Annotated in this window: 18 protein-coding genes; 12 read left to right on the forward strand and 6 right to left on the reverse strand. The window is 40.0% G+C overall.

Annotated elements, in window-relative coordinates; genetic code table 11:
* Window position 1 precedes the first annotated feature (1 nt).
* Both QNH46_RS01365 and QNH46_RS01370 read right to left on the reverse strand, forming a co-directional pair.
* Window positions 2–1,783 (reverse strand): cache domain-containing sensor histidine kinase, encoded by a 1,782-nt coding sequence (locus QNH46_RS01365; RefSeq protein ID WP_283926596.1) that lies wholly within the window; start codon window positions 1,781–1,783, stop codon window positions 2–4.
* A gap of 157 nt (window positions 1,784–1,940) precedes the next feature.
* On the reverse strand, window positions 1,941–3,269 hold the full coding sequence (locus QNH46_RS01370) for an ABC transporter substrate-binding protein (RefSeq protein ID WP_125081468.1): 1,329 nt from the start codon (window positions 3,267–3,269) through the stop codon (window positions 1,941–1,943).
* 897 nt (window positions 3,270–4,166) lie between these two features.
* On the opposite strand from QNH46_RS01370, the gene QNH46_RS01375 reads away from it, so the two are divergent.
* From QNH46_RS01375 to QNH46_RS01385, 3 genes are all read left to right on the forward strand, one after another.
* The gene (locus QNH46_RS01375; protein WP_283926597.1) at window positions 4,167–5,498 is read left to right on the forward strand and encodes a hypothetical protein; all 1,332 of its coding nucleotides are present in this window, start codon (window positions 4,167–4,169) and stop codon (window positions 5,496–5,498) included.
* Entirely contained in the window at window positions 5,488–6,126 is a 639-nt protein-coding gene (locus QNH46_RS01380; RefSeq protein ID WP_283926598.1) for a hypothetical protein, read from the forward strand. Before QNH46_RS01375 ends, QNH46_RS01380 begins: the two co-directional genes overlap by 11 nt.
* Window positions 6,127–6,309: 183 nt before the next feature.
* Window positions 6,310–6,837: a hypothetical protein gene (locus tag QNH46_RS01385; RefSeq protein ID WP_283926599.1), complete on the forward strand. Its 528-nt coding sequence runs from the start codon at window positions 6,310–6,312 to the stop codon at window positions 6,835–6,837.
* A gap of 8 nt (window positions 6,838–6,845) precedes the next feature.
* Here the strand turns inward: QNH46_RS01385 and QNH46_RS01390 are convergent, their stop codons facing one another.
* The gene (locus QNH46_RS01390; protein WP_283926600.1) at window positions 6,846–7,328 is read right to left on the reverse strand and encodes a hypothetical protein; all 483 of its coding nucleotides are present in this window, start codon (window positions 7,326–7,328) and stop codon (window positions 6,846–6,848) included.
* 166 nt (window positions 7,329–7,494) lie between these two features.
* Between QNH46_RS01390 and QNH46_RS01395 the strand changes: the two genes are divergently transcribed.
* The 8 genes from QNH46_RS01395 to QNH46_RS01430 all read left to right on the forward strand — a co-directional run bounded on the left by QNH46_RS01395 (window position 7,495) and on the right by QNH46_RS01430 (window position 15,859).
* A complete protein-coding gene (locus QNH46_RS01395) occupies window positions 7,495–9,708 on the forward strand; it encodes an MrcB family domain-containing protein (protein WP_283926601.1) in 2,214 nt (737 codons plus the stop codon).
* The gene (locus QNH46_RS01400) at window positions 9,680–12,088 is read left to right on the forward strand and encodes a restriction endonuclease-like protein (RefSeq protein WP_283926602.1); all 2,409 of its coding nucleotides are present in this window, start codon (window positions 9,680–9,682) and stop codon (window positions 12,086–12,088) included. Before QNH46_RS01395 ends, QNH46_RS01400 begins: the two co-directional genes overlap by 29 nt.
* Window positions 12,089–12,128: 40 nt before the next feature.
* On the forward strand, window positions 12,129–12,908 hold the full coding sequence (locus QNH46_RS01405; RefSeq protein ID WP_155612366.1) for a hypothetical protein: 780 nt from the start codon (window positions 12,129–12,131) through the stop codon (window positions 12,906–12,908).
* Between the two features lie 332 nt (window positions 12,909–13,240).
* On the forward strand, window positions 13,241–13,495 hold the full coding sequence (locus QNH46_RS01410; protein ID WP_155612365.1) for a nucleoside triphosphate pyrophosphohydrolase family protein: 255 nt from the start codon (window positions 13,241–13,243) through the stop codon (window positions 13,493–13,495).
* A 27-nt stretch (window positions 13,496–13,522) separates the two neighbouring features.
* Window positions 13,523–14,125, forward strand: coding sequence for a dCTP deaminase domain-containing protein (locus QNH46_RS01415; protein WP_155612364.1), 603 nt, complete (start codon window positions 13,523–13,525; stop codon window positions 14,123–14,125).
* Window positions 14,126–14,135: 10 nt separating this feature from the next.
* Complete coding sequence (locus tag QNH46_RS01420) at window positions 14,136–14,678, forward strand: dCTP deaminase (protein ID WP_155612363.1); 543 nt, start codon at window positions 14,136–14,138, stop codon at window positions 14,676–14,678.
* Between the two features lie 11 nt (window positions 14,679–14,689).
* Complete coding sequence (locus QNH46_RS01425; RefSeq protein ID WP_155612362.1) at window positions 14,690–15,280, forward strand: hypothetical protein; 591 nt, start codon at window positions 14,690–14,692, stop codon at window positions 15,278–15,280.
* A gap of 48 nt (window positions 15,281–15,328) precedes the next feature.
* Window positions 15,329–15,859, forward strand: coding sequence for a hypothetical protein (locus QNH46_RS01430; protein WP_155612361.1), 531 nt, complete (start codon window positions 15,329–15,331; stop codon window positions 15,857–15,859).
* Window positions 15,860–16,184: 325 nt separating this feature from the next.
* Here QNH46_RS01430 and QNH46_RS01435 read toward each other — a convergent pair whose 3' ends face one another.
* The 3 genes from QNH46_RS01435 to QNH46_RS01445 are packed head-to-tail and all read right to left on the reverse strand — an operon-like array spanning window position 16,185 to window position 18,569.
* Complete coding sequence (locus QNH46_RS01435) at window positions 16,185–16,556, reverse strand: ASCH domain-containing protein (RefSeq protein ID WP_155612360.1); 372 nt, start codon at window positions 16,554–16,556, stop codon at window positions 16,185–16,187.
* The gene (locus QNH46_RS01440) at window positions 16,534–18,033 is read right to left on the reverse strand and encodes a PIN domain-containing protein (protein WP_155612359.1); all 1,500 of its coding nucleotides are present in this window, start codon (window positions 18,031–18,033) and stop codon (window positions 16,534–16,536) included. Before QNH46_RS01440 ends, QNH46_RS01435 begins: the two co-directional genes overlap by 23 nt.
* Entirely contained in the window at window positions 18,030–18,569 is a 540-nt protein-coding gene (locus tag QNH46_RS01445) for an ATP-binding protein (RefSeq protein WP_155612358.1), read from the reverse strand. The genes QNH46_RS01440 and QNH46_RS01445 overlap by 4 nt, the downstream gene beginning before the upstream one ends.
* Window positions 18,570–19,136: 567 nt before the next feature.
* On the opposite strand from QNH46_RS01445, the gene QNH46_RS01450 reads away from it, so the two are divergent.
* Window positions 19,137–22,559 (forward strand): AAA domain-containing protein, encoded by a 3,423-nt coding sequence (locus tag QNH46_RS01450; RefSeq protein WP_283926603.1) that lies wholly within the window; start codon window positions 19,137–19,139, stop codon window positions 22,557–22,559.
* The last annotated feature ends 65 nt before the right edge of the window (window positions 22,560–22,624 follow it).

Below are 22,624 nucleotides of genomic sequence, written 5' to 3' on the forward strand. Positions count from 1 at the left end.
TTCACCCCTCTATCAGTGGCAACTTCAGTGTAATGGTTGTTCCTGTGTGCAGCTTCGAATCAAGCACGGCTTCGAACTGCTCACCGTAATACAGGCGGCAGCGGGATAGCACATTGCGCAAGCCGATGCTGTCCCCTTTATGATATAAGATTCCCACGCTGTCCCTCGACTCCGTATCGGCAAGAATACTGGCGATCAGTTCCGGAGTCATTCCTGAACCGTTATCCTGTATCTGCAAGTGCAGGCGCGCTCCGCACACCCTGGAGGTGATCGTAACCTCGGCGATTCCCCCTTTTTCCAGGCTGTACTTCACGGCATTCTCTACCAGCGGCTGCAGAATAAACTTGGCGATCAACAGGTGATCCGCGGCGGAATCCTGCTGGATCGCCACCATCAGATGATCCTCATGCCGCAACTTTAGGAGGAACAGGTAGTCACGAATATAACCGAGTTCCTCGCTGACCTGCACCAGATCCGTATCGAGACTCAGCGAATAGCGCATCATTTTGCCCAGCGCTTCCGTGGCATCCATGACCAGATCCTCTCGTTTCATCGCCGCCAGACCGCTGATGATCTCCAGTGTATTGTTGTAAAAATGCGGATTGATCTGCAGTAGGAGCGCTTTGTATTCGGCATTTTTCCGGCGTAGATTGGTCTCGAATTCCGTTTCGATCAGATACTTCAGCCGATGGGTCATCTCCTCGAATACACCAGCCACATAGTCTACTTCACTTTGCCGGGATCTGGCCTTCGGCATATCCTTCAGCCCCAGCTCGAACTGCCCGTTTCTGACATGCCGCATGGCCCGGGCCATGGCACTTAGTGGCTTCGTTATATTGGTGGAGAGCCGCAGCGCGACAATGATCACAAGGATCAGTAGAACAAAGCTGGCAAGGAGCAGTGTTTCTTTGAGCTTCGTGATGGTGGCATACAGCTCCGCCTCCGGCACCTCGCCGATAATCAACCAATTCTGGGCAGGCAGCTTGCGGTAAAAGAGCAGATAGTCGGTCTCACCCTGGCGAAGCGAAAAAATACCACTGTTCTGTTCTCCACTGTGTTTCTGCAAATAAGCAAGTCCATCGCTAAGCACCTGCTGAGCTCCTGTCAGATCCTGATGAAGTACACTGTGGCCTTCAGATGTCAGTAAAAAGGCTTTGCCGCTTTTGCCGATGCTGATTTTATCCATATCCTGGCGCAGCAGCTCCGTAGGATAGTTGATTTTGATCACTCCGACATCCTGTAGGGACTGGAGCTGCACCAAGGGAAGCACAAGGCTGTTGATCTCGCGCGAACGCATGCTGTCGTCGGCCTGATCCCTGTCTTGGTGAGCCTGCGTCCAGCGCACGTCCTGCTCCTTATATTGTTCGTACCAGCTGCTCTTCAAATAACTTTGGTCCTGTGTCCATAACCCGCCTTCTCCCTTCGCAAAGGTGGATATGGAAATCACATTCGAATTATTGAGCGCATAGGAGGATAGCAGCTCACGCAGCTTTTTTTTGGCCATAAACTGTTCACTCCTAGTGCTCTCATCGTTCAGTGTGGCGGTTATCCATTCCTGTGTGATGCCGCTGCTCAGCACCTGGTTGCCCATATCCTCAATTTGCGTCAGCAGCGTGCTGACATGGGTGGCAAATTGGTCAATGGTTTGCAGAGTGGAGGTCTGGGTAGATTTTCGGATCTGCTCCGCCGATTCCTTGCTGAGGATAAAGACAACTGACGTAATCGGAAGGATCAGCAGGATTGAAAAGGCCAACATCAATCTGCTGCGTAACGAGTAGAACATGACAACCGCGCCCCTTGTATCATTATGGATCAAAAATTCAAACCACCCCACAACGAGGGAGTTAAATCTTGAAGCTTCTTGAAGCTGAAAGAAGAAACAGCATTGCCGCCCTTTTTTTAAAGGGCGGCTGCCGTTTCTGCAATGATTGGAGATACTATTATTTTTTCGGGAGACTGTCATACGCCCTGTCTATTTTATTGATGGCTTCGGCAACGGCTGTATCCAAGTTGCGTCCGCCAATCGTCACTTCTTCAATCATCTTGTTTACCGCTTCGGACATTTGCGGAAAGATCGGCGTAATCGGACGAGGTCTGCCGAATTTCTGGTTCTGTACAACAAAGATATTCATAGGATATTCATTGAGCTCAGGGACCTCATTAGCTACAGAATAGCGGGCCGGAATATCTTTTGTGATGGAGGTGTAGGTTTTTGCTCCTTCAGCACCGGTCACCCAGTTCACAAACTGCCAAGCAGCATCGGCATTTTTACTCTTCGACGAAATAGCCAGCGACCAGCTTCCATTGGCGACTGCCTGCTGGGTCTCTTTCGGAAGCGGCGCGATGTCATAATCTTCACCCAATTTGAAGTTCGGGAATTTATCAGCTAAATTGCCTAGTGACCAGGAACCGTCAACCGTTATCGCCAGCTGGCCGTTCGGGAACGCATCTGGCGGGTATTCCAGGGAAGACACTTTATGTTCATTATACAGGTCGGAGAAGAATTGCAGCGCTTTTTTGGTCTCCGGTTTATCCAGATAGCCTTTGGAGGTTGTTCCGTCCGGGCTCATAATCTCCCCTCCAAACTGCCAAATAATCGGATATTTAAAGTATGCTGTTCCGCCTGCATTACCGAAGCCTTGCGCCGGATCAATGCCGTACACGCCTTTGGCCGGGTCGTTTAGCTTTTTGGCTGCATCCAGCACCTGATCCCAAGTCCAAGGCTCTTCCGGGTTCTTGGAAGGGAGAGGAATTCCCTTCGCTTCAAACATTTTTTTATTATAGAAAAGAGCAATGGAGGATTCGGTGAGCGGAGCCATGTAAATTTCATTATTATAGGTGTACGTGGCAATGGTCGATTCCGGAATATCCTCCAGGTTACCGTCCTTCTTGAAATATGCGGTCAGCGGCTGCAATGCACCAGCCTGGGCGTAAGAAGCCATATTCGGGCCATCGATAGCCATAATATCAGGCGGGTTGCCCGAAGCAATGGCTGTTCTCACCTTGGTATCGTAATCAGCAAACGGAATCGGACTCATCTCAACCTTGATATTGGGATGCGCTTCATTAAACGAGGCCACCAGTTTGTCATAGGCTGAATTCTCGGCGTCATTGCCCGAGTTCCTCCAGAACGTGATAGACACCTTCTCTTCTTTGGGTGCTACTGACGATCCCGCCTGTGGCTGTGCATGATCCCCTTTGCTTCCACATCCTGCGAGTAATCCAATTGCCAACATCACGCTTAGTACCACTTTACTCTTGCTAATCAATAATGACCTCCCCTTTCATCTGTTGCTTACGCTTACAACTGAATACTATCAGATATGCCCGGTGATAAAATTCATTATCCTCTGCACTAAACTTTCAAAATGTTCGGTATTTCGATCTAAAACAACTATAATTGAAGAAACATATCTACTGCAGGAGGTCAAGTCTTTTAAAAGAATTGCGATCAATATGGAGAGGTTATTGCCGATATTAACAGGCGTTTGTCATAAATAGCTCTACATAAGGAGGGAATGTCTTTTGATTAGGATCATATCATCCATCATTTCTGCATTCATTCTATCTCTTGTATTCACTATGATTAGCCATACGAATGAGGACAATGTCTTATCTTACAGCTTTACAAGTAAGTTATTAAACGGGTTTGTCCTTTTGTTCGCCATATATTTATTTATTGCTGTTCCTATATCCATATTTATCGATATGAGAATTAAGAAGTATGGGAAACTCGCACATCTCTTGCTGTATTGTCTCGGAGGATTCATTCTTGGCGGACTGTTTCTATTGATCAATCCTACATCTAATCCCATGGCCGGCTTCCGTTTAACTTTACTTTTTGCACTGGGTGGCGGGTTGTTTTCTGTAGTATTGAATGTCTTTCGGCTGTTTGTGAGAAGGTGAGGTTTGGGGGATGTTAGTATTCGTTAAGGTGGTCCCGTCTTCATGCAAAAAGAAGCTTAGTTTGAAGGTGATGATACGTTAACTAGGGTTTCGATATAAGCCGCTCTTTGAGCGGTTTTTTTGCTGTTATGGGGCAAAGAGCAGCGGAGCGAGCCATAAGCATTTGCTGGGTAAATGTTTGAATTAATAAATATGATGGAATTTACCGATTTACATAATAAAGGAATACAAGGGTGATTAACCCTGTCAGGAGGCTGTTAATGGGAATAGCATTAAAAATTGTAGGCCTGGATAACGAAGGGTGCTCCATTGAACTGGATGATGAATTATTGACATGCATTGAATATCTGCACCATACAAGCACAGTTCCATCAGCAAGGACTTATGATCCGGGATATACTCTTCTCATTTCAGGCAAGGTAATGCCAATGAAAGAATCAGGAACGGGGCAGGAGATTTTGGAGCTCAGTAAATGGGCCCATCTTCCTTACGAACCTGGTACAGATTATTATCGCAACGTTTATATTACATATGAGAAAGACGAGCAAGTCATACGGGAAATCAATTTCACCAATGCTTATGTTTTGGATTATGAAGAGGGCTATGACAATAAAGATAGTGTAGGAATGTTTAAACTGTCCTTGTCTCAGAAGAAAGATCAGCTTAGAAAAATTAATTTCGGGCAGCAAGAAGAAAGCGATACTGCGGTGAAAAATACCCCAAAACTTCCGACCACCCATAATCTCGTGATGAATTGGGAGAAGAAATCAATAGACGGCGGATCAGCGCCAACCAGAAAGGATATTCTACTGGCTTTATTTGCAAAGAAGTTAGACACCCTACCAGGCATAGACGAGCATAAAGACTATCGTGATGCAGTAATTAACAGATTTATGAGCGGAACACCAATTGCACAGGAACTATTTTTAAAATACGTCAAAAATAACTCTCTCTTAGAGCTAACAAATGAGGATGGATCATTTTATAGGGATTCCAAGGACACCGTATTTTTAAACATTGCAAAAGATTATACTAGGAAGGGAACTGGCGTTGTTTTTTTCCATGAGTATGGACATTATCTTGATGATGTAGCAGGTGATCTTTCCATTGATGCGATCTTTCGAAAATGTATTATGAATGATTTCCGAAGCGCCGTGGAGTCTCGAGCGAATGCCATGTTTTTAAGGGAATTGAAGCGTGAACTCGTACCGGTTTTAGGACATATGAGATACAAACTGGAAGACATTGTGAATCCCAATTATTGGAATGGAACCAAGGAAACTTGGATTGATTTTAAGAAGCTTTATGAGAATATTAGTGGTGAACTCACTCCTCATGAATTGTCGGCAGTTTCAGATTTATATAGTGGGTTGAGTATAGTGAAGGTAGGTAAAGAGACACAACGAATCGTTGGAAATTGGTCGCACACAGTGGAGTATTGGTCGGCTGATGAAAACAAGGTATTTGTAGAAGCATTTGCTCACTGTTACGAGGCGCAATTCAACTCTGTAAGGAGAGCTAACTTAAGAAAGTATTTTCCTACAGCCTATAAGCGATTCGAGGAATTATTGGAGGAAGCTTATGCAAAATAAATGGCGTACATATGGTGGAATAACCCTAATTCTAATTCTGATTGCTTATATTATTTATCTGCAATTTAATTATCAAGTACATAAACAACAGGAAGCTCAAGAACGCCAAGAAATGGAGCAGCTTCTGAGGTCGAAGGAGAAGCAAGTTGAGTTTTACTTTAAAAAAGCTAACGAACTTATTTCGTCAAATCAAAAACTTGAAATGAAAATAGATTCATTCAATGGAGGGGAAACTATGGAGCTAGATGACCAATTGGTGTCGGAAGTTTTAGACTCGAGAGAGTATCAAGAAATTATGGCTAAATATGAAGAGCGTTATGGGATTTTGGATAAAGTTTTCATTCCAGAAAATGAAACTTTAGGTGGTCTAAGATATAAAGTGAAGGAAAGTATCGCGGCGGGGTATGATTTATTACCCAAATACTATGGAATAACCAATGCATTGATGTGGATGGATACGAAGGAGTTTAAAGAATTGAACAATGTATTTAAAGAACACTTTGGCGATGTTATCCCCACTGAAGAAATTTACGGAACTTTCGAAGAATTGAATGATATCATACATAAAAGTGTGAAGGAAGGGAAGAATCTCCTGCCTGAGTATTACGGGTATGGGAGGAATGGATAAACTATTGATGTACTAAAAGCTTGATGTACTACAAGCAGCGTAAAACATTGGAGAATGCTTATGCAAAATAAGAGGACGATATATGCTGGAGTAACCTTAATTCTATTTCTAGTCGCTTATATCATTTATATGCAAATTGATCATCGGGAACGATTGCAACAGGTAGCCAAAGAACGTCAAGATATGGAACAACTCCTGAGGTCGAAGGAAAAGCAAATTGAGTTTTATTTCCTTAAAGTTAATGGGCTTATTGAGGCAAATCAAAAACTTGGAATGAAAAGAGATTCATTGGATACAGCAGAAATTAGAATGCAAGATGACCAATTAGTGCGGGATGTTTTGGATTCGAAGGAGTACAAAGAGATTGTGGCGGAATATAGGAAATACTATGGTGTTATCGATAAATACAGTATCCCGGAAAACGAAACTTTAGGCGGTTTAAGATATAAAATGAAGGAAAGCATTGCGGAAGGTTATGATTTATTGCCAAGGTATTATGGGATAACCAATGTATTGATGTGTTTGCATACCAAAGAGTTCGAGGAAATCAACGCCATAATGAAGGGGAGATTTGGCGAAAGCATACCCACCGAACAGATTGGTGGAACTATGGAGCAACTGATAGATATCGTGAATAAAAGTGTGGAGGAAGGGAAGAATCTCCTGCCCGAGTATTACGGGTATGGTAGGAACCAGGATGCTTATTATTGATGTTCCTGTTATTTCTCAAAAGGAAGCTTCTTGTCTTTGAGCTCCGCATTCATTCGCTTTGCTTCCTCAATATTATTAGCAGGTGAAGTGATAGTGATCTTTTTATCCCCATCATTATTGGAATGGGTTAGTTGCTGATAAAGATCCTGGTTTGTAATTTCTATCGAGAAATTCAGGCTTTGATAATCAAAAAAGATTTGGCCAAGATAAGATCTTGTTGATTCGTGGTAGCTGATTAATCCTGATCCAGGAGAAAAGGTTACATGTTCAAGCTTAATTACATCTCCAATGACTAGAGAGCCAATGAAACTGTGTTCTTTGGTGTTATACTCGCCATTCATGGATACCTCAACAGTTTGATTTATCTCGTCCCCATACATAAATGCTGTAATGTCGATATTAATCACTTCCTTAGGATTGGTACAACTGACGAGGACAAGAGATAGAAGAACTATGATATAAGTTTTAAGTAGAAAACTATTATTTTTCATTTGATTCGCTCCCCATTATAAAAATATCTGACCCATTCCGATTATCTCTATGCTAAGGGTTATCTCCTTCACTCCAGGTTTGGACTATAATATATATAACTTGATAAATAAACGCTATGTTACAAGATATATTTATTAAACTCAACTTTCACCTGGAGGAACAGAAATGTCATTACCGACTGAATTAGCATCTATTTTTCGTGTGAAGCAAAAATCTTACAAGATGGTACTCGTACTCTCTATGATTGGCATTTGGCGTGAAACCCAGCAAAGGTTTATATCGTTAGATTCCATTGCGGAACGGTTTTTAAGCTACTGCAGAGATCGGGAAGTAAATAATCTAGTCGTGGATATTCCACCGAATAGTATGGCTTCTCGTTGGTCAGAGGTGAGTGCTACGCAAGTGAAGGCGATATTAGATACCCCGATTGATGCTCTTAGAAGTATTCTAGCTAAAAACGACAGGAATGAGCTAACATTCACCTATGCGATATGGGACGGAGGGGAAGAAGTTCTGACTGAACTCGAAAGATATGCGAACCGGGAATTAGAGGCATATTATACTCAGCTTCAGTCTAACTCTTTCTCTTTGAAGGAGCACCTGAGCCAGATATTACTTACATATAGAACGGCTAAGCAGGAACCGTTTGCGAATCATCCTCTGGGGACAGCTTTTCGTAGAACGATTCCCGAAGGAATAAGGCAATACCCGTTCATCTCCGATCATATTCGGGTTCAAGGTTCTGTAGGTCAAGGAAATTGGGCTACCGTTCCCTGGATTGCATTGATGGATACACGTCTTACGGGATCAACTCAATATGGCGAATATTTAGTTTATCTTTTTGCAGAAGATATGAGCTCTGTTTATTTAACCTTTAATCAAGGTGTGACTAAACCTATTCGTGATCATGGGAGAAGGGCAGGTTACACATACCTTGAAAATAAAGTCGACCAAATCAGAAAACAGTTGCCTTTGGTTGGCTTTACAAAGGATGACCGAATTGAGTTAACCACAAGCGGGCTAGGCCATGATTACCAGGTATCTACCGTTGCCTACGTTCGATATGATAGCAATAACCTTCCCGAAAACGAACAGCTTGTAGCTGATTTGCAACGAATGATGGAGGATTATCAGGTATATGTACAAAGTCAATTGCAGACGGCGCATGAAGAGGTAGATGATCAAATCGAGGATGAGGAGTCGGAAGAAGTGGAGACACTGTCCGTAACAGAACGGCTGTCACAGATACGTTCATTTATTCAGAATAGAGGATTCTCGTATCCAGATGGATTAATAGAGAATTTTTATCTTTCCATCAAAACAAAGCCGTTTGTCATTCTAGCAGGGATATCAGGCACTGGAAAGACAAAGTTAGTTAAGCTGTTTGCTGAAGCGATGGGGGCAACCGTCCAGAATGGACAGTTCGCGCTTATTCCGGTTAGACCTGACTGGAGCGATCCCTCAGACTTATTAGGATATAAGGATTTATCAGGAACTTTTCGTCCTGGGCGATTAACGGAAGTGCTATATGAAGCATCTAAGCCGGAAAACCGATCGAAACCCTACTTTATTTGCTTAGATGAAATGAATTTAGCTCGCGTAGAGCATTATTTTAGCGATCTACTCAGTGTATTGGAAACCCAGGAATGGCGAGATGATGAAATTGCGACGGCTCCATTAATTTCAGCTGCTTCTCTATCTTCGGAGGAGGATCAGCAGAAGTACGGGGACCTGTCGATTCCCGATAACGTGTATTTCATGGGTACAGTCAATATGGACGAGACTACCCATCCTTTTAGTAAAAAGGTTCTGGATCGAGCCAATACCATTGAATTTAACTATATCAATTTATTGCAGCTTCCAGATGAAGTGAGGGGAGAGACGATAACAGAAGCAGTTGCTCCGAATTCTTTTTTAAGAAGTGATTTCCTTCAGCTTGTCGACGCATTGCATGAGAACAGGGAACTCATTTCAGAAACGACACAAAGTTTAGCTCAATTGAATGAAATTTTAGAAGGCATACACGCCCATGTAGGGTTTCGAGTTCGTGACTCCGTGAGCTTCTATATGATATACAATCGCCGTGACAATTTAATGTCGGCTGATGAGGCGTTCGACCTTCAGCTTCTTCAGAAAATATTACCTCGAATCCAAGGGAGTAGCTCAGCAGTTCGACGCGTTCTTTTGGAGTTGTTGAAGGTGTGTTTAGATCGACCTCTTGCCATCAACGAACTAATGGAGGACTTATCTCCAGTATATAATGAGGCAGAATTACTCAATACACAGTCGCAGATCAAATATCCTCAAAGTGCCCGCAAGATTGTGTTCATGTTACGGAGGTTAGAAGAGGATGGATTTACTTCATACTGGTTATCGTAATGGGACGGTAGAGTTACTACGGATCGAGACCAATCTATTTAATTTATATATTCAGGGCAAGCCGTTTCACCCCACAGTAGAGGCATTACAGCTACACCGGGATGAGGAGGGTGCCCTGGTAAATGCCCACTGTCGTATAGATAAATACTCCTCCAATTTAGAAATTAGCTCCATATCGGTCTTCTCGCCAGAGGAGAACGGTTTGCAGGAATGGGAAGAGGGCCAAGCATGCGCCCCTCTTTTCTTTGAGACGCAGGCTTATGAAATTGTAGTCGAGAAAAAGCAAGATGTGGCTATTCAGTTTTATCATGAGAATAGGTACTTAAGAGAGGCGGTAAAGCCTCTTGGGAAAAATATATTATCCGGTATTTTGAACTTCCAGAACGAGGTTGGATTTACGGAATTAGAGCTTCGTTTACATGGACAAACGCTCATGCAATTACAGTTAGAAATTTTTCCGACGAAGATGGATTATAAAAAGGACTATGAAACGATACTGAGCGATGTGAACCAACAAATTTATAATCTGTCGTTTGATTTTTTGCGGAAAACCTATCATTTGACGGGGCTAAAGGATACCACCCAGCAAAGTATGACAGAGTTTTTTGCAATCTTAAGACATATGTTTCAGCATCTGGTTCAGGCCGTGGAGCGCATCAAGAATGCACCTCACATTAAGACGAGCATAGTGAATCAGAAAGTATCTTCTGGTAAGGCAAGACATGCTGGGAAAGGTAATTTAGCTTACCTCTCTAGACACCCTGAGCTGTTTGTTAAGGATCATAAGAACGGAATTATTCATATTAATGGCCAAAAAATGTACCCTACTCATGTATTGGAGTCTAAGAAGTATATGGACTTCGATACAGGGGAGAATCGCTTTGTTCGGTGGGTTTTATTACGGATTTCAAAGAAATTACAAGCTCTTCGTATTCGGTTAAAGTCCGTAGAACGTACTTCCGATCCCAAAATATTAAGAAATGTAGATCTTATGGAATCACAGCTGCAAAGGCTGCTACGATACGATTTTCTGGCAGTTGGTGAGATGACGCACATGTCAGTATCCCTTGTTCTACAGATGGCACCCGGGTACAGAGAGGTATACCGTTGTTATCTCATGCTGATGAAGGGGCTCTCGGTTCAAGGAGATCTCATTCGTTTGTCGTTGAAGGATTTAGCTCAGTTGTATGAGTACTGGTGTTTCCTGAAAATCCACGATTTATTAAGTCGCAAATATGAACTCATCAAACAAGACATCGTCAAGGTGAATCGTTCAGGGATTTTTGTGAAGCTCGACAAAACTCAGAAGTCGAAAATCATGTATCGGAATCCACAGAATGGTGAAGTATTTACACTTTACTATAATTCACTACCAAGGGGAGAGCAGACCCCTACGGTGGGCCAGATGCCGGATAATGTGCTGACCTTGAAAAAAAGCGATTCTTCGTTTGAATATAAATATATTTTTGATGCGAAGTATCGCTTAAATCCAGCTTATGAGGGGACTCCTTACCGGAAGGCGTACACTAATCCTGGACCTGAGGAATCAGATATTAATACGATGCATAGGTATCGGGATGCCATTGTATATGGGGATGGACAACAAGAATTGGAACGTAGCATGTTTGGGGCCTATGTTCTATTCCCCTATGACAATGAAGAGCAGTTTCGCGGTCATAAATTCTATAAAAGTATTGAGCTCGTCAACGTGGGGGCATTCCCATTCCTACCTAATGCTACTAGCCTGATGGAGAAGTTCCTGGACGAAATCATTATGGATAGTCCTGAGAAGGCTTATGAGAGGTCTACTCGTCCTCGTGGGACGAAAGAATACTATTCCAACAAGCTTGAGGGCAAGAATGTTCTTGTTGGTTCGTTGCGAGAGCCCTCCCAACTGGATGTGGCTTTGTCAGAACGTTTTTACCATATCCCGCTTAAAAATATCTTCGATCACAAGCTCCTCACCCAAATCGAATATATTGCCATGTGCCAGTCCCGTAGGAAGTTTCAGGAGCCAGCAAATACGGGCATCCATTGGTTCGGCCGGATTCAGGATTGGAAGGTCGTTCGAAGAGGTGAGATTACAGAACGGCCAGCCCGCCCCGGCACGGAAGAGGAGCTATATGTTAAATTTACGATTGAACGCTGGGAACGGCGGGACAATCCCATTGCCTTAGGTGGACAGGGCATCTATACCTGTCTGTACACGAGCAAATACATATTTGATCGTGCCCATGAAATTGCAGAACTAAAGCTAGAGAATGACGAGGATCTGCGAAAATGGCGCGAAGCCCGAAGAGTCGGTAAGGTCAAAGTGGAGTTAGATCATACAGATGTGGATTTGGCGGGGTCTGTGGTGGGGATTCGGGTGGAGGAGTAGGGCGGGTTGAGTTTAAAATTCTAGGAAAGTTGAGATCCGGATGAAAGATCTAGTTTTTAAACATTACCATAACAAAGTAAGGGCCCATGCATTGGTTCATAAACATATCAAGAAACATTATTATTTTCTCAATACTATGGCGATACTCTGCCCTGCAATAATACTAACCTGTATTTATATTTTTATATTTAAAGAAGGTAGTGGGTTATGGTTATTTATTTCGTCTATAGCCTCAATAGCTGCATTTTTATATTCAGGTTTTAGCTTTTCCAACGCTGCCAAAAAAGTCATTAGAAAGAGATATAAAATAAGTATTGGGAAGGGAACTTGGAGAACAGAGAAATTTAAGGAGCTCCAATCGAGTAAACTCGCCGACTTTCTCCATAATAAAGATTTAAAAACGAGATGGAAAATAGAAAAATTAATTGAGTTATATAAAAATGATAGAGAGAAGTCCAAATTACCTCCATTAATTGCATCTAGTCTATTCCTAGCCGTGTTGACTCCTAATCTAACTCAATTCCTATTTTATATTTACAAAGATAAGGAACTGATGCAACCATATGAGGTACTAGAGCTATTTCTTGGAAGCACGCTCCTCTCTATGGTGGTAATTGCAGTTTTTACGATATATAAAAGAACCAAGGATAATATAGTTAATGATATTTTTCAAAACAAAAATAACATTAGGGAAGGGCTCATTCAACAACTAGAAGATTTACTTTTACGTATGCCGGATGAAGTAGAGAAAGAACAGGCGAAAGATCACCTAAAAGAGGATACAGAGTACAAAGTATTACGCCGTAAAAAGATGAACTAGAGTTTCATGCATTTTTCACTGGTTGTCACTTGTTTAAATTGTCACGAAAAAGAGAGCAGTGTATCTGCTCTTTTTCATGGGAATAGAAATGTCGAATTAGTATTCGCTTTTTTGAAGACTCTTTAATTGGCTTCATTTTTAAAATATGCATATAGTATATGCCCCAGACGTTTGTAAATGGGAGATAGATGTAATATATAGAAGAAAAAATCTCAAACTGGAATTTTATTATTTTAAATGAGATATGTTGATAAATAAGCAAGTTACAGAGGGAAATTTACTTTTTTGTCGAATTACTTTATGTATCTAAAACTTTGATCCGGGTGATTAATTTGATTGATATTAAACTTAGAAAAGATTTATTTGAAGAGATTAGCAGGGAGAGAGCTAGACAAGATTTAAAGCATCCGTATCCAGAAGGATTTCCTAAAGATCTACGAATGGAGATACTTGTTGAAGAAATCGGTGAAGTCTCAAAGGCAAAAATTGAGGGTGACCAGGCGCAGTTAAGAGATGAACTTATACAAGTTGCTGCTACTGCTTTGCGTTGGATTGAGTGCTTAGATCATGAAAAAGTTATTAAGTAACTTTAGTCGAATATGGAGTGAATAACATTGATCGTTGATCTTAAGAATCGGGTAACTACAGAATTGAGGAGCTATAACAATTATATAAAGTCAAGTGATAGTTTGCTTTATATAAGTAAGCTAAATGTTAAGGAGGACAATGCGTGTAGTCTAGAATTCACTGTTGGAGATGTTTACTCAACAGGAAATCAACAATGGACGGATTTCCCTGAAGAAGGAATTCTCTTAAAATGTAATGAATCAGTTATTATAGAAACTAATGAAGAGATTGGCGTACCATTCAATATGTTCGGACTGGTGACTGGGGTTGGTAGGAATATCCAAAAGGGGCTTTTTGTTTCGACAGGTAAAATAGATCCCGGTTTTAGAGCACGATTAAAAATTGGAATATTGAATACGAATAAAAAGAAGCAAATTTTGAAGAAGGGGGATCTACTTTGTACTTGTTTTTTCGTACAGTTAGAATCTTGTATAGATGCCCCGTTCAAAGAATATAGTTCATCTAAATCAAGTCTTCCATACATAAGTAATTATAGAAACAAATTCTTAGTCTTTATAAAAACCTATTGGGATAGAATATTGACAATTAGTCTTGCTTTAGCAGCATTACTTTGGAATATAATTAAATAAGGAGAACGATATGCTTATTGTTGGAGATAATTTAAAACAGCTAATAAATCAATACAATATTGTTGAAAGTGAAAATGCTTTTGATAACTTTTCAATAACCTTACAGTTAAGTGACAAAATAATGTTGCTCTCACCATCTAACCCTGACATAGCTGATATTCCAACTCTTTATTACGGGGAAGAAATTCCAAGGGAGTACCTACAAGAAAAAAAAATAAACAGTACTGGAATTACACTACCACCAAAAAGTTGTATACTAGCTTGCTCCCATGAGAATATAGTTATGCCTGCTGGATATTTTGGACTTTTACAGACAAAGGGTTCACTCGCTAGATTATTCGTAAGCTTGACGTGTACAGATGGACAGGTAGAACCAGGCTATAAGGGAAAGATTACATTTGAAGTGTGTAACCATTCCCTGTTTAATATTAATATTAAACCAAAGCAAAAGGTAGGTCAGCTATTTATCTTTAAAACATCGACAAAAGATGTTAAGTTATACAATGGTAAATATCAAGATGCGCAAGGGCCTACTTTTCAGAAACCAGAATAAGGAGAATAAAGATGGAACAAGTTCTAGTTATCCCAAGATATATTCTTAACGATGTAATAAATGACCCTAGCCCTAAAATGTATGTAAATAATATCAGAGAAGTAATGGATAAGGTTCATAGTGAATACGAATTTATGTTGAGGGAAAAAGCAGAGCACGATTTAAATTATAAACAGATAATACCATATGGATTTATAACATATGGGGATTTCTTCTTTGTGATGAAAAGGCTAAAAAAACAAAACGAAACTCGACTTCATAACAAAATTTCCATTGGTGTGGGAGGACATATTAACCCTATCGAACTTGAATCAAAAAATATTATCGAAGCAGGCTTATTTCGCGAGCTTGATGAAGAAGTTTATTTAGATAAGGATCACATAGAATCAGTAGAGATTATAGGAATAATTAATGATGACACAAATGAGGTAGGGAAAGTGCATTTAGGTTTCGTTTATCATATTATCTTAAACAAAAAAGAATGCGATATTGCTGAAAAAGACAAAATGTTAGGTGAATGGATTCATAAAGAAGATATAAAGGATTGCTATAACGAAATGGAGTCGTGGACACAAATTATATTCGATAATATAAAGGGGTAGGTAAAGATAAAGGGAATTTGTGGATCAGAAATAATTTCTAAACCTTATTTGTGTGTAGCTGCTCTTTTACAAATAATAATTAAAAACGAATTTAATCGCGACATCAATCAGCAAATTATTGCAGATTTTTTTGGAATTAATCTTCCAATTGATCAAAAAGATAACAGTAATCTCGTTACCAGCAATATGGAATATGTTGAAGATGATAATAAATTAGGAATAATTATTAAAGACAATTCTATAAATCAATTTTTTCAAGAGTACAAAATTCCAATGATAGAGGATTATTTACCGATTTATGAAATTGATGATATGGTATATGAAACTCAACTAAATCAGTTGGCTTCGGAAGATGTTTACGTGATTTGTGGTTATGACTATGATTTTTTACATCACCGAGAAGCTACCGGAGTAGGTCATGTTTCTATAATTACTGATTACAATCCTCAAACAAATATTGTAACTATATATGATCCAGGTCCTAAAAATCCTGGTTATAAAAGTGTTATAGATTACGACTTGTACAGATCAATAAAAATAAAAAAAGACGGCTTTTGGATAATAAAAAGAAAGAAATAATGATGGTTTTGTATTTCTTCATACCGTAGACAGTTAAAATAGAATCCCGTTTTCATGATTTAATAACTATTAACCGAAGGTTTTTATGTCATCAAGGAATAGACATTTTATCTGGTATAACGAAAAGACAAAGAAGGAAGTTGAGAGAACACATGCTTAAGAAGAGCAGTATGACTGCTCTTCTTAAGCATGTTTATAATAAAAATAATGTATTAGAGTAGTATGGTTGTTTTAACTAGAAATTCAGAAGTTTCCACTTTTACTTGTCAGGCATACGAGCTAGAGTAACTATCTCTCAATAAAAGTAAGATATATCGGGTTTAAATTAATCGATATATACAAAAGATTGGGGGGGAACTGAATGATAAACGTCACCGAGCTCTCTTGTTTTAGAATACTTTTTATAGCTCTTTATTTTTATGGCATATCCTTTTTCTTTCTTCGTAAAATACTCAAAAAAGAAATGTTCATCAATTCCCGAATAGTTCTTAGTTTCTTGCCAGAGAGAGTCTATGTCATCAAAAAGAATAGATTCAATTTCAAATTCACCAACTACACGACTAATAGGCGCAGTTGCATAAACCACGACCCTACTGATGTCTTTTCGTTTAAAAATAGTCTTACGGTATTCATATTTTTTTTGTCCTGAAAATATTTTGTTCACAAATTCCGGTTTAATTGATAATAATACGTTCATCAATTTGTGCCTCCCGTAAGATGTCCTTAAAATTTTGATATGTGATTCTCACAAAACCTCGTGGAGCTGCGTGAACGCTTTGGATAACACCTAATTCAATAAGTCTCTTCATGTTTATTCGCTTTGGAAAAGAATAGGAATAGAGAAAATTAACTATGAAGGGTCTGCTCTTTTTATAGTGCCAAAACTCAAGCAGTTCCTTATCACTAAATACACTTCTTTTCTTGCATAAGTCTATAAAATGTTGGGGAGTTTTAATGTCAGTGATAATGCTTTCAACGATGCCTAACGTTGTAACCACACTCTCATAGTACCCTCCAGTTCGATAAAATACAATAATGTCACCTTTGTTGAGATTCCTTTCAATCGATCTTGAAATGAAAACTTTACTTATTGCATTCCTGAAAGGTTCATTTTCAATGTAATCTTCTGGTGACTCTGTACGTAATATAGAGTCTGGAAATAAATTCGTATGGTATTCCGGATATATTGGAGTAATAAATATTTCTTTGTTTGTATCATGAAATGGGAATGTATATTTTGGATTCATGTCATCAAACGCTGGCTGGAAATCCCGTATGTAGACTAATTCTGCATCATCCTTGGTACCATGCTTGGTGAATCCAAAATCTGTGAGTAAATTAATTAGTCGTATTTGCTCCATGCTCTTATCAAATATGGTAACGTAAATTTCATCAACTCTGAACCTTAATGCATTATCAAAAATAATTTTTAGAAATCGTTCTCCAAGTTTGTATCCATTCATGGTCACTTTAAATGTTCCAATTTTCAGACGTTTCTTTTTAGAAAATGGAGGTGATATATTGGAGTAGTTTTCATTTTCATCCTCGATTTTCAAATACAAAAAAGCAGCCACATTATCATCCATTTTACAAATATAAGCTATTTCATCTGCCTTTTTATTGAACCATTTTTCAAAACCAGGGTAGTCTTCTTTCAAACTATCGAAGAATGGATCGTTTAGATTTATATCTCCCATGTACTCTTTTGTAACTGAAAGAACTTTATAATTAATCAATTCAGGATGCTCATTAGTTACCTTTTCTAAAAAGGAATCGATCGTAAATACTTTAGCAGAAAGGTTCAGTTTAGTAGCTTTTAAGGCTATTTTTCGATCCTCGGTTATTAACATATCAACACGTTCAGCTGCTAGTTCATTTAATAGCTTAGTATCATTTATATCGTTCAGATTTTTATCGTATTCGTTTGAAATACTAGTAACCATTGAAGTTATTGGGGCCTGAGTTTTCATGAGATGATAACTATCGAGTTTAATGACCATAGAGCTAACGGCTTGTTTGTCTTCATATCTTTTAATTTCTTCAACAGTTACCGGATGAACGCATTTCGTATAACCTAGTTTGTCGAGCCATCTAAAGAGAACTCCAATATCATTCTTCTTTACGTTACTGGTTTCACGATGAATCACGATATTAGTATCAAGTAACACTTTCATTTTACCACTCCTAGTTCGGTGATAAATTTATGTATGTCATTTTCTGAATGCAAATTTTGATTGTAAATATAATGTGGAATATTTAAATTATGCGATAGGGATACAGCGTGGCGAATTTCTTCATTTTGAAATTGTTCAATAAGATTAAATTCGTAATCAATATTGTCACGTCTTTTAAGACGTTCAACAATTCTACTTACAGTATCAGTAACAATAATGAAGGCAATAGGTTCTATTTGCTGAAAGACTTGGTCGGATATTTTTGAAATATCACGTTTTTCATTTAGTAAACAAAAATGGCCATCCAGAAAAAAGATATTCTTCATTGCCTTAATATCTTTTAGACCCGCAATAAGTAGTGCTTGGTTAATATCTATATCTGGGATCAGTTTTTCAGATGGTAAGTTTTGTTTTTTTAATTTTGAAATTATATTACTTGCAGAGTAAGCAGGTATTTGATATGTATTAACCAAACTTTCACAAATAGTGGTTTTACCTACTCCGTGTACACCACCTATAAAAATTAAACCTTTCAATATTTAATCTCCTTTCGCAAATATTACTATATACCCAGATGATACCATGGTTAGTCGTTTATTACCATGCGTTCTTATAGAAGAATGAGATGAGACTATTAGAATAAAAATAGAAACATATTTATCGTTTCATCTTTATACATATCAAATAACTTATCAATTTAGTAACCATCTACTTGGCTAATTTACAGAGGAAGGATTTACCGGGATTTGTTTTGTCACAATATTATTCTGTTTCCTGTATATTATTCAGATATCAAGAGAAGCCCCGCATCCGATATATGAATATTTTTATATGTTGATCATTTGATGAAGCATGGAAATTTATACTAGAAGTTGCCTGGGGCTTCCTTGCTTTTTGTAATTGGGAGTGAAAAATGCTGAGGTCACTTGCCAGAAAAAATGTTACTACGGTTCCATGGTTTGATTGAGCCGGATGCCTTCGCTTGTGATAGAAAGAGGTCCACTTGACCTAACGCCAATCTATCAGATTAGGAAGGATTTCCCTGAGGTTTGTCGAAAGTACCCCTAACTAGAGCTTTAGGCATGGAAGGGTGAATGGCGACCATGATGAACATACTGAAGTATTGGAGAAACAGCTTAGCCGATGCGGACTGGTTGGATCCGAATTTTAACAAGATGAAGCCCAGTGGGTTTTTAATTGAATATGATGCAATTGAGAAAGGTGTCGTATCCTCGGATACCGTACAGCAGTTTATTTCCAAGTGTAAGGATAAGGATAAGAAGAAGATTTTTGATGTGGTAGTGTGCCCTGCCGTAACTTATGTAAAAAAAGAGCATGGCAGCACGATCAACTATAGATTACCTGAAGCTATTGCTCCATTATGGATTCCGGCCTTACTAGATGTATCCGGAACATTAAAGCCTCACCCACGATATACGCCCTGGATTTGCAGGGACTATCTGGAACCGAGTGAAACTGAAGTTTTACCGATGGGGAATGTTGATCAGGTGGATGAGTATCTTTCAACACGATCTGTAAACCGGGAAAGCTGGGCGGATTATTTAAACTTCTCTCTCGAATTATTTAATAATGTCACGGGTTCACTCCTTTCGGAGTGGACACATGAACAGTATCGTTTATCTGATGAAAGTTATCTTTTCATCAATGATCTTGTCACTGGAACTTCGAGAGCCATACAGGATCTTTACGGCAATATCGAGATAGACCAAGTCCAATCGCCTTTGCAGCTAACGTTTGCAAGCATAGAAAGTCAACCTCCGTTACCTGCATTGAAGGAGATAGATTCCGAGAAGCTTTCTATTGGTCACTATGGGCAGATGAGTAATCAGTTCTACCTTTCCAACTCGCAGCGACAGGCTATGCATCATGCAACGCTGCTAAACGATGGGGATTTGATAGCGGTCAATGGCCCGCCGGGGACAGGAAAAACGACATTGTTACAAAGTGTTGTCGCCACTTCTGTTGTTCACCATGCAATTCATAAAATGGAGCCGCCAGTCATTGTCGTGACTTCTACAAATAACAATGCGGTTACTAATGTTATTGGAAGCTTTGGAAAAGTGAATGAAGTGGGGGAGAATCCCCTTTCCGGTCGATGGATTCCCGATATTACGAGCTACGGATCTTATTTGAGATCTTCCTTCAAAGACGAACACGAAGATGAAGACTGGTTAACCGTAATGACTGGACAAGGCGGATTTCGGGGTTACTTTGAGCACATTGAAACGACGGAATTCCTAGCTCAAGCCTCCCAGTACTATTTGGAAAAATGTTCTCAATATTTTGCAGCGGATATCGTTACCGTCGATGATGCAATCGACTTGTTGCACGGTAGTCTTGTTAAAGTATCACAAGAAATTCAAGATATTGTAAACACCCATGTTAAGTATCAAGAATTGGAAGTTTCTATTAAGGCCAAGTATCCCGAAGGTATTCAAAATGTGATTCAAGAACGAACGGAACATGTAAATCGAGCAATAGAGGAATTGGCTGAACTAGAGAAGACACGGGTCGAGTGGAAGAAGTTTCTTTTGGAAGAACCCTGGTGGATCCCTTTGCTGCTTAAAATTCCCGTTGTCAAAAATATAGCTATTCGCAAGAAGCAATTAAGGAACTTACTCTTTTGTTCCCTTAACCAACTACCCGATATGCCCCAAGAGGAGCAAATTGATATGTGGTTCGCAGACAGCCGCAACAGGTTGAGAGGAAAGAGGGAGCAGGCAGAAGCGCAGTTGTCGGAAGTGAAGAAGGAATATGAGGAATATGTAACAGCGCAGAATAAATGGGAAGAGGTCGCATCTACCCTTTCGATACAAGGAGAAGAGACCTATTTGGAGTATTTGGATCGAACGAGCCGTTATGAGGCGTTTAAGCTCGCCGTTCATTATTGGGAAGGTCAATGGTTGTTAGAAACGGAAAGAATGCTATCGGATCCGAGCTATAATCGGAAAAATGGAAAGAAAGGGCGCGCACTACTGTGGAGGAGATTGGCCAAGTTAACGCCTTGTTTTGTCACAACCTTATATATGTTACCTACTTTTTTTAGTGCATATCAAGCGAGGCTGCATCCCATGTATGAGTATATTGATATGCTGATTATTGATGAAGCTGGGCAAGTTGTACCTGAAGTTGCTGGGGCTTCCTTTGCCTTAGCCAAGAAGGCGATTATTGTCGGAGATACTTTGCAAATACAGCCCGTTTGGAGCATCCCTATTACGGTGGATATGGGCAATTTACAACGATATGGATTGCAGACAGACCCCGACGCTTATGATGAACTAAGAATTACAGGGATCCCGGCGTCTTGCGGCTCCGTCATGGAAATTGCCAGAAGACACACTAAATATACTATTTCGGAGTCGGATGGAGGATTTTTGTTAACAGAGCATCGTAGGTGCGTACCTGAAATTATTGCCTACTGCAATGAACTGGCTTATCACGGGAAACTGGAACCTAAGCGGAAATCGATCAAAGATTACTTACTACCGCATATGGGATACGCTCATATTCCGGGTACTTCACGGAAACGAGGAGGCAGCCTAGAGAATAAACTCGAAGCGGAAGTGATTGTCAGTTGGATTGACCGAAATAAGGATAAGCTTTTGGAATACTACTCGTCAGAGGGGCTAACTCGGATCGAGGACATTGTTGCCATTGTAACTCCGTTTTCTTCTCAGAAATGGTTACTCCTAAATAAGTTAAAACGTGCAGGATTGAAAGGAGTAAAAGCGGGTACGGTACATACATTACAGGGAGATGAACGCCCGATCGTCTTATTTTCTCCGGTGTACGACAGTAACCACTCTTCAGGGTACTTCTTCGACCAAGGGGTTTCGATGTTGAACGTGGCTGTATCCAGAGCGAGGGACAGCTTTCTTGTGTTTGGCGATATGAGAGTGTTCTCTCCTGCTAGTCCGACACCATCAGGCTTGCTTTCTAAGTATTTATTTGCCAAAGAGGAAAATGAAATCAAGAACATTGATTTGGGGGACTACTTTAACACCCGTTACGGTGCACCCGTCGAGCATATTCATGAACTAGAGGCTCACCAACAACTTCTTCGGGATTGCATTCAATCGGCTAACCAAGAGGTTCATATTGTCTCCCCGTACCTATCGTCAGTCGCTATTGAAGCTGATCAGCTTCAGCCGTTGTTTGATGAAGCTGTGCAGCGTGGCATCACGGTGTCGGTATATACAAACGAAGCATTAAACTACAATAAGAGTGAGCTTAAGTATACTTATGTAAAAGCCAAACAGATTTTGCAGGAACACGGGGTACAGCTACATCTGACCGACAGAGTCCATAGTAAGGCGTTGTGGGTGGATACCAATGTCTTGATTGAAGGCTCCTTCAATTGGCTATCTGCCAGGAGGAACCCATCTCATCAGTGGTGTTATTATGAGACGTCTTTGGTCTATCGCGGCCCGGATGTTGGAGCGATGATTGGGAAGATCAGGGAAGATTTGGATAAGAGGAAATTGGTGCAGAGGATTTCGGGTTAGGTGGTCAAAAAAACCTTTCTGTAGCAATGTATTACAGAACTAATAGATGCCTGGATATATGGTCA

It is taken from the genome of Paenibacillus woosongensis, assembly GCF_030122845.1.
Taxonomy (GTDB): domain Bacteria; phylum Bacillota; class Bacilli; order Paenibacillales; family Paenibacillaceae; genus Fontibacillus; species Fontibacillus woosongensis_A.

Bases quoted from the DNA above. Each gene is read 5' to 3' on its own strand.
- QNH46_RS01375 (WP_283926597.1), top strand. From the start codon at position 4,167: ATGGGAATAGCATTAAAAATTGTAGGCCTGGATAACGAAGGGTGCTCC.
- QNH46_RS01420 (WP_155612363.1), top strand. From the start codon at position 14,136: ATGCTTATTGTTGGAGATAATTTAAAACAGCTAATAAATCAATACAAT.
- QNH46_RS01395 (WP_283926601.1), top strand. From the start codon at position 7,495: ATGTCATTACCGACTGAATTAGCATCTATTTTTCGTGTGAAGCAAAAA.
- QNH46_RS01435 (WP_155612360.1), bottom strand. From the start codon at position 16,556: ATGAACGTATTATTATCAATTAAACCGGAATTTGTGAACAAAATATTT.
- QNH46_RS01400 (WP_283926602.1), top strand. From the start codon at position 9,680: ATGGATTTACTTCATACTGGTTATCGTAATGGGACGGTAGAGTTACTA.
- QNH46_RS01390 (WP_283926600.1), bottom strand. From the start codon at position 7,328: ATGAAAAATAATAGTTTTCTACTTAAAACTTATATCATAGTTCTTCTA.
- QNH46_RS01385 (WP_283926599.1), top strand. From the start codon at position 6,310: ATGGAACAACTCCTGAGGTCGAAGGAAAAGCAAATTGAGTTTTATTTC.
- QNH46_RS01380 (WP_283926598.1), top strand. From the start codon at position 5,488: ATGCAAAATAAATGGCGTACATATGGTGGAATAACCCTAATTCTAATT.
- QNH46_RS01405 (WP_155612366.1), top strand. From the start codon at position 12,129: ATGAAAGATCTAGTTTTTAAACATTACCATAACAAAGTAAGGGCCCAT.
- QNH46_RS01425 (WP_155612362.1), top strand. From the start codon at position 14,690: ATGGAACAAGTTCTAGTTATCCCAAGATATATTCTTAACGATGTAATA.
- QNH46_RS01450 (WP_283926603.1), top strand. From the start codon at position 19,137: ATGATGAACATACTGAAGTATTGGAGAAACAGCTTAGCCGATGCGGAC.
- QNH46_RS01365 (WP_283926596.1), bottom strand. From the start codon at position 1,783: ATGTTCTACTCGTTACGCAGCAGATTGATGTTGGCCTTTTCAATCCTG.
- QNH46_RS01440 (WP_155612359.1), bottom strand. From the start codon at position 18,033: ATGAAAGTGTTACTTGATACTAATATCGTGATTCATCGTGAAACCAGT.